This is a genomic window from Polaromonas sp., assembly GCF_049790275.1.
Lineage (GTDB): Bacteria > Pseudomonadota > Gammaproteobacteria > Burkholderiales > Burkholderiaceae_C > Polaromonas.
Map to the genome: position 1 here is coordinate 1 of NZ_JBAQYR010000079.1, position 7,523 is coordinate 7,523.

7 protein-coding genes and 1 pseudogene are annotated in these 7,523 nt (G+C 64.0%); all 8 read left to right on the plus strand.

The window, feature by feature from the left end:
- Window positions 1–152: 152 nt before the first annotated feature.
- Entirely contained in the window at window positions 153–479 is a 327-nt protein-coding gene (locus WA904_RS10670) for a DUF3325 domain-containing protein (RefSeq protein ID WP_425197103.1), read from the plus strand.
- Between the two features lie 185 nt (window positions 480–664).
- The gene (locus WA904_RS10675) at window positions 665–961 is read left to right on the plus strand and encodes a FeoA family protein (RefSeq protein ID WP_425197104.1); all 297 of its coding nucleotides are present in this window, start codon (window positions 665–667) and stop codon (window positions 959–961) included.
- Window positions 958–2,913 (plus strand): ferrous iron transport protein B, encoded by a 1,956-nt coding sequence (feoB, locus tag WA904_RS10680; protein WP_425197105.1) that lies wholly within the window; start codon window positions 958–960, stop codon window positions 2,911–2,913. Before WA904_RS10675 ends, feoB begins: the two co-directional genes overlap by 4 nt.
- Window positions 2,910–3,185 carry a DUF6587 family protein gene (locus WA904_RS10685; RefSeq protein ID WP_425197106.1) on the plus strand — a complete coding sequence of 92 codons (276 nt, stop codon included), beginning with the start codon at window positions 2,910–2,912 and terminating at the stop codon, window positions 3,183–3,185. The genes feoB and WA904_RS10685 overlap by 4 nt, the downstream gene beginning before the upstream one ends.
- A 269-nt stretch (window positions 3,186–3,454) precedes the next feature.
- Window positions 3,455–5,743 carry a TonB-dependent receptor gene (locus WA904_RS10690; protein WP_425197107.1) on the plus strand — a complete coding sequence of 763 codons (2,289 nt, stop codon included), beginning with the start codon at window positions 3,455–3,457 and terminating at the stop codon, window positions 5,741–5,743.
- Between the two features lie 81 nt (window positions 5,744–5,824).
- Complete coding sequence (locus WA904_RS10695) at window positions 5,825–6,541, plus strand: Fe2+-dependent dioxygenase (RefSeq protein WP_425197108.1); 717 nt, start codon at window positions 5,825–5,827, stop codon at window positions 6,539–6,541.
- A 256-nt stretch (window positions 6,542–6,797) separates the two neighbouring features.
- The gene (locus WA904_RS10700; protein ID WP_425197109.1) at window positions 6,798–7,055 is read left to right on the plus strand and encodes a (2Fe-2S)-binding protein; all 258 of its coding nucleotides are present in this window, start codon (window positions 6,798–6,800) and stop codon (window positions 7,053–7,055) included.
- Between the two features lie 93 nt (window positions 7,056–7,148).
- Window positions 7,149–7,523: pseudogene (locus WA904_RS10705) on the plus strand (energy transducer TonB); the annotation flags it as partial.

A 7,523-nucleotide genomic window follows, 5' to 3' on the forward strand; every position in this document is an offset into this window, starting at 1 on the left:
CATAGCGGGCATGGACCTGCTGCTGCTCGTCCTCGCAGGCGGGGCAGCCGGCACGGCCCGGCACTTGGGGCGCCAAGCCGCCCGTCCACAGCCCGCACCACCTGCGCCAGCCGCGGCGCAAGACACCCTGGGCACCGCCAAGGGCATCAGCCGTGCGTGACCTGCTGCTGACACTCACCACCTGCGGGCTGGCCCTGTGGGGATTTGCCTTGCTGGCCCTGAGCCAGGAGCGCCATGTGGAACGTGTGTTCGGACACCATGCCCGTCCGGCGCCTGCCCTGCGGGCGCAACGGGCAACAGGTTTCACGGCCATCGGTCTCGGCCTGCCCATCTGCATTGCCGCGGAAGGCGCCGGCTTCGGCAGCCTGTTGTGGGTGGTGCTGGTCTGCGCCGCGGCGATGAGCATTGCCCTGACCCTCACGTGGCGTCCCCGCTGGCTGCGGGCCCGGCTTTTTCGCTGTTTCAACCCCCACCCATGAACATTGCCGGCCCTGGGATACACGCCTCTTTTTCCTGAGGGCAGCCACACTTGCCGTCCGGCGAAAACATGGCGGTCCTGCAGGATTGCGATAAGATGTAAATAATAATGATTCTCATAAAGAATGGCGCTGCAAACACCCTCCTCTCTGTGCCACCGACCGCCTGACAGACCCACATCCAGCCCATGACCCTCGCCACGACCTCCATTTTTTCCGCCCCTGCCATGGCTGCGGCTACCTTGTCCCTGGTCGATCTGCCTCCCCACCAGGTGACCACCATCACCAGCCTGAGGGAAGCCAGGGACGGCGATGCGCAATCGAAGGTATTGCAGCGCCTGGCCGAGCTGGGTTTCATGGCCGGCGAAACCATCAGCGTGCTGCAGCGCGGCCCGGGCGGACGCGAGCCGATCGCGGTGCAGGTCGGCGACACGGTGTTTGCGCTGCGCCACCATGAAGCCAGCTGCATCCAGGTGAAGGCATGAACGCCGCAGCTTCCACTGCTATAGCGGCACCACTGCGCATCGCCCTCGTCGGCAACCCGAACTGCGGCAAGACCGCGCTGTTCAACCTGCTGACCGGCGCGCGCCAGAAAGTCGCCAACTATGCCGGCGTCACCGTCGAGCGCAAGGAGGGCCGCACCCGCCTGCCCGACGGCCGCGAACTGGCGGTGATGGATCTGCCGGGCGCCTACAGCCTGAACCCGGCGACCACCGACGAAGCCGTCACGCATGACGTGGTGATGGGCCTGCGCGAAGGCGAAAGCCGGCCCGACGGCATCATCGCGGTGGTCGATGCCACCAACCTGCGCATGAATTTGCGCCTGGTGCTACAGCTGCGCGCGCTGGGCCGGCCCATGGTGCTGGCGCTCAACATGATGGACGTCGCACGCGCACGCGGCCTGCAGATCGACCTGGCCAGGCTCTCCGCAGAACTCGGCATGCCGGTGGTGGAAACCGTGGCCGTGCACAACCCCTGGTTTGCCGCCTGGCGCGGCAAGGCCGGCGCAAGCGGGCGCGAGGCCCTGTTGCAAGCCGCCCAACAGGCCTTTTCTGCCGAAAATAATGAGTCTTTTGTGCCTCTAGCCCTTACGCAGCAAGCGCAAGCAGCTAGCAAAACAATAGCAGATGAAATGCAGGACCCCACTGCGCTGCAGGCGCAGGTCCGGGCCATCCTGGCCGTGGCCGTGCCCAACGCCGGCCAGGTCAAACGTTTCAACCACCGTGTTGACACACTGGTGATGCACCCGGTGCTTGGCCTGCTTCTGCTGGCCACCGTGCTGTTCCTGATCTTCCAGGCGGTGTTTGCCTGGGCGAATTTGCCGATGGACCTGATCAAGGAGGGCGTCGCCTGGACCGGTACGCTGATCCAGGAGCATATGGCGCCCGGCCTGCTGCAAAGCCTGCTGGTGGACGGCATCATCGCCGGCGTCGGCGGCGTGCTGGTTTTCCTGCCGCAGATCGTGATCCTGTTTTTCTTCATCCTGCTGCTGGAAGACTCGGGCTACCTGCCGCGCGCTGCCTTTCTGCTCGACAACGTGATGGGCAAGGTCGGCCTGTCGGGCCGCGCCTTCATTCCGCTGCTGTCGAGTTTTGCCTGTGCGATTCCCGGCATCATGGCCACGCGCACCATCCCGCACTGGCGCGACCGGCTCGCCACCATCATGATCGCGCCGCTGATGACCTGCTCGGCGCGGCTGCCGCTGTACGCGCTGCTGATTGGCGCCTTCATTCCGGACCGCACGGTCGGCATCTTCAATCTGCAAGGCCTGACGCTGTTTGCGCTGTATGTGATGGGCATCGTGTCGGCCATGGCGGTCGCCTGGGTCTTCAAGCGCACTTGGGCCAAAAGCAGTTACCAGCCGCTGATGCTGGAGCTGCCGCCCTACCGCGTGCCGAATCTGCGCAACCTGCTGCTGGGCCTGTGGCAGCGCGTGGAAATTTTCATGCATCGCGTCGGCACCATCATTTTTTCGCTGATGGTGGTGCTGTGGTTTCTCTCGACTTTCCCCGGTCCGCCTGACGGTGCCACAGGCGCAGCCATCCAGTACAGCTTCGCCGGCATGATAGGCAAAGCGCTCGAGGTGCTGTTTGCGCCCATCGGTTTCAACTGGCAGATCTCGATCGCCCTGGTGCCCGGTATGGCCGCGCGTGAAGTCGCGGTCGGTGCGCTCGGCACGGTGTATTCGCTCTCCGCGGCCGGTGACGATGCAGCCGAAGCCCTGAGCCCGCTGATTGCGCAGAGCTGGTCCCTCGCAACGGCTTATTCGCTGCTGGCCTGGTATGTGTTTGCGCCGCAGTGCATCTCGACCCTGGCCGTGGTCAAGCGCGAAACCAACTCCTGGCGCTACCCGCTGCTGATGGCGGCCTACCTGTTTGCACTGGCCTACGCCGCGTCCTTTGTCACCTACCGCGCCGTGCTGGCGCTGAGCGCATGATGCCCCAGTTCCTGCAAGCCCTGCTGGTTTATGCCGTGGTGGCGCTGTGCACGGCATATTCCCTCTGGCGCCTGCTGCCGGCCGGCCTGAAGCGATACGCAGCGGCGGCGCTGATATCCCGGTTTCCGCGCCTGAAAACATACCAGCGCCTGCAGGCGCTGGTGCAGCAGCCGTCCGGTTGCGGCTCGGGCTGCAGCAGCTGCGGCAGCAATGACTCCAGGCCGGCGCAGGCAGTGCAGGAGCACAAGATCGAGCTGTTCCGGCGCCGCTGAAGAAGCCCCGCAACGCCGCCGCCTTCGGCGCCCTCGCGGGGTCCCGGCAAGATCAGGCGCCCGCTTTCCCGTTCCCTTTTCGCCACGCGTGGGCACCGCGGCAAAGAAAGCGGAATTTTTCGTTAGCAAGTTATTACGAATCGTTATCATTTGATATACACTCGCGGCGACGCCCGACCAGCCAGCTCGCATTCGCCAAGAACTGCCGAGCCCAGCCAACGACTCAAACCATTCCACGCCGATCCGGCGGGTCCCTGCCTGGAGGCCACTTGGCACACTTTTCCAATCCCAAGACGCGCGCCGCGCGCAATAAACCATCCCGTATCCGCGCCTGTGCGCCTCTCGCGTCTGCCGCGACCGGCGCATCCAGCGCCTTGCCTTCGTCCGAAAAAGCAGTGCTGCCCCTGGGCGCGCTGATGCTCGCCGTTTCCATGGCCGGCTGGGCCCAGACCCCGCCAGGCAGCACCGCAGATGCGCCGGCGGCCGCATCGACCCCCAACAACACACTTACCCCCGTGACCGTGATCGCCCCACGCGACCGTGCCGCCCAAACCTACCAGAGCGGCATCACCAGCGTCGGCAAGGTGCCGGTGCCCGCCAAGGACATTCCGCAATCACTGACCGTAGTCAATGAAAAACTGATCCATGACCAGGGCAAGGACAGCTTCAAGGGCGCGCTGGAAAACGTGGTCGGCATCACCTTCGAGGCCGGCGAGGGCGGGCGCGTCGGCGACAACATCCGTCTGCGCGGCTTCAGCGCGGCCGGCGACATCTACCAGGATGGCATGCGCGACATTGCGCAGTACAACCGCGACCTTTTCAACGTGGACCGCGTGGAAGTGCTGCGCGGCGCAGCGTCCATGCTGTTCGGCCGCGGCTCCACCGGTGGCGTGATCAACCAGGTCAGCAAGCAGGCACGCATGATCACCGAGCACGAGGTCAATGCCACGGTCGGCACCGATGGCTACCAGCGCTACCAGGGTGACTTCAATTTCAAGCTCGAGGGCGACGCCGCCCTGCGCATCAACGCCATGGCCACCGACGGCGAGGGCCGCGGCGACAATGCCGGCGCCTCGACCCATCGCCGCGGCCTGGCGCTGGACTACCGTCTCGGCATAGGCACCGCCAACGAGTTCGAGATCAGCTACTACCATCTGAACTACGACGACAAACCCGACTGGGGCTTTGCCTGGCTCAACAACCGTCCGGCTCCGGCGCCCACCAACCGCTATTGGTACGGCCTGGACAGTGACTTCCAGAAAGACAAGGCCGATGCGCTGACCCTGTCGCACACCCATCGCTGGAGTGACGGCAGCAGCCTGAAGACAACCGTGCGCGACGGCTACTATTCACGCTCCATGTGGGCCACGCAATCGAGCTTCGCGGCCGGCACCACGGTGGCCAATATCAATGACAACACCGTGGTGAACCGGCGCACCAACGCCAAGGCCGGGGAAGAACACCACACTTTCCTGCAAAGTGACTACCTGACCACAACCTCATGGTTTGGCCGCAAGAACAGCATTTTGCTGGGCGCCGAATACGCGGTGGAGAACTCCAGCCGTTCGACCTATCCGTCGCTGGTCACAGCCAAACCGCCCACCACCGCAGGCAACCCGGACAGCACCGGCATCAGCGGCAACCTGACCGAGCGCGTGGCCACGTCCTTCAAGGCGACCACGCTGGGCCTGTACATGCAGGACACGATTGAACTGACACCCCAGTGGAAGCTGGTGGGCGGGCTGCGTGTGGACCAGTTCCGGGGGGACTTCGACCGCTCGGGCAACACGGCCCCCAACAACACCCCGCTGTCGCGCTCGGACAGCCTGCTGAGCAAGCGCCTGGGCCTGATGTACCAGCCAACCGAGGAAGCCAGCTACTACGCGGCCTGGGGCACCTCGTTCAACACCTCGGGCGACCTCTACCAGTACGACCCGCGCTCCGCCAACACGCCGCCCGAAAGCAGCCGCAACATGGAAATCGGCGCTAAATGGGAGCTCTATGGCGGCGACCTGTCGCTGCGCACCGCGCTTGCCCGGACTGACAAGTACAACGAGCGCAACACCGACATCGACACCGCCAACAACTCCTACCTGCTCTCGGGCCAACGCCACACAGACGCGCTGGAGTTCGAGATCGCCGGCCGCATCACACCGCAGTGGGACGTTTTTGCGGGCATCGGCTTTTTGAAAGCCGTGATCGACAAGTCCGGCTCGAACGCTGCCGGCCAGGCCGAGGTCGGCCAGAACCCGGGGTTGAGCCCGAGCCGCCAGGCCACCTTGTTCACCACCTACCGTGTGGACAGCAAGTGGCGCGTAGGCGGCGGCCTCACCGCCGTGAGCCAGAACAAACCAGCCAATAGCGTGACCACCGACAACCGGGCGCCCGGCTATGTCAAGGCCGACGCATTGGTGGAGTACCGCATCAACGCCGGCAACACTGTCAAACTCAACATCGACAACCTGTTTGACAAGGTCTACTACAACACCCTGTACCGCGGTTTTGCGGCGCCGGGTGACGCACGCGCAGTGCGAGTCACGCTGACAAGCAAATTCTGAGCGCCGCACCGTTCAAGGGCGCTTAAACTTCGGGCAGTCCGCCACCGGTGGACGGCCCGGTTCCCTTTGGATATCACTGCCATGCTGCTTCGCATTCCTCAAGCCCTCCAGCCAGATGAACTTGCACAGGTCCGACAGCTCATTCTTGCCGCCGACTGGACCGATGGCCGCGTCACGGCCGGCAGCCAGAGCGCCGGCGTCAAGAACAACCGCCAGTTGCCCGAAGAGTTGCCCGCCGCGCAGCGGGCACGGCAAATGGTGTCGGTGGCGCTCGCGCGCAACCCGATGTTTGTGACCGGAGCTTTGCCCAAATCGGTTTACCCCCCGCTGTTCAACCGTTATGGCGGCGAGAGCAACCACTTCGGCGACCACATCGACAACGCCGTGCGCACCCATGCCGCCAGCGCGCGGCATGTGCGCACCGATATCTCCTGCACGCTGTTTCTCAGCGACCCGGCCAGCTACGACGGTGGCGAACTGGTGGTGCAGGACACCTATGGCGAGCAGCGTATCAAGTTCGAGGCGGGCGACCTCGTGATGTACCCGGGCAGCTCGGTGCATCGTGTAGAGCCAGTGACGCGCGGGGAACGCCTGGCCTGCTTTTTCTGGATTGAAAGCATGGTCCGGCAGGATGCCCAGCGCCGCCTGCTGTACGACATGGACATGGCCATCACGGCCCTGCGCCGGAAGGAGCTGCAGCAGGCAGCGGACAAGCCTGTGGGGGCCGCCGAAAGCCCGGAAGTGGTCAGTCTGACCGGCTGTTACCACAACCTGCTGAGGATGTGGGCCGAGGTCTGAACCCCTCTTCCTCCCTCTTTCGTTTCACCTTTCTCCCTTCGCTGCACATGGCCTTGCACGCGACGCTCCGGTCTGCTTCAAACGCTCCTTTATTGATAGCTGACGGAGCAATGCTGACAAGGAGCAGCACCATTTTGTACTGCAAATCCTCAGAAATGTCGCAGGACTTCGTGGATAAAAGAAGAGAATGATTGCAAATGCGACAGATTCGCATTTATACTTAGGTCATCGATTTAACCACCAGCAAGCCAATCCCATGATCGTCTGTGTCTGCCGCCGAATCTCCGACCGTGAAATTGCCCGTCATGCGCGGGCCGGCCTGGGCTTTGACGAAATCCAGTTCGAACTCGGGGTTGCCACCCAGTGCGGCCAGTGCGAAGGGTGTGCCCGTGATGTGGTCGCGCAGTGCAGTGGCACCTGCCCGACAGCCCACATCAAGCTCGCCACCAACCCCCTGGAAGGCAGCGCATGGAATCTTCAATCACCCTTTTTGCAACCCTCGCCGGCAGCCTGATCTTCGCCGTCAGCCCGCTCTGGTGGATCTTCCGCCGCTAGCGCACCCTCTCCCTGCATACGCGTTCCTACTCCTGCATCCACTAGACTTCCGATGAACGCTCCTGCCATTCCGGGCTCCAACGCCCCTGGACTCCTGACTACATCCGTGCGCTTGCCGATCAGCCGCAACATTGTCATTGCCGTCAGCGTGGTTGTTTTCCACGTGGCCGTGCTGTGGGCGATGCAGAACGGCCTGCTGCGCCGCGCTGTCCAGCACGTTGTGCCGGCTGAAATACTGACGCACATCATCGAGATCGAGCCGCCCAAGGTGGCCCCGCCACCACCGCCTCCGCCGCCCAAACCCGCACCTAAAACACCCAAGCTGCCGCCCCCACCCATGCCGGTTGCCATTCCCGACCCTGTGCCCACACCGAAAGCACCCACCGGTGTGGTCGAGCCGCAGCCGCCTGCGCCGCCGGTCATGGCC

Bases quoted from the DNA above. Each gene is read 5' to 3' on its own strand.
- WA904_RS10685 (WP_425197106.1), top strand. From the start codon at position 2,910: ATGATGCCCCAGTTCCTGCAAGCCCTGCTGGTTTATGCCGTGGTGGCG.
- feoB (WP_425197105.1), top strand. From the start codon at position 958: ATGAACGCCGCAGCTTCCACTGCTATAGCGGCACCACTGCGCATCGCC.
- WA904_RS10675 (WP_425197104.1), top strand. From the start codon at position 665: ATGACCCTCGCCACGACCTCCATTTTTTCCGCCCCTGCCATGGCTGCG.
- WA904_RS10700 (WP_425197109.1), top strand. From the start codon at position 6,798: ATGATCGTCTGTGTCTGCCGCCGAATCTCCGACCGTGAAATTGCCCGT.
- WA904_RS10695 (WP_425197108.1), top strand. From the start codon at position 5,825: ATGCTGCTTCGCATTCCTCAAGCCCTCCAGCCAGATGAACTTGCACAG.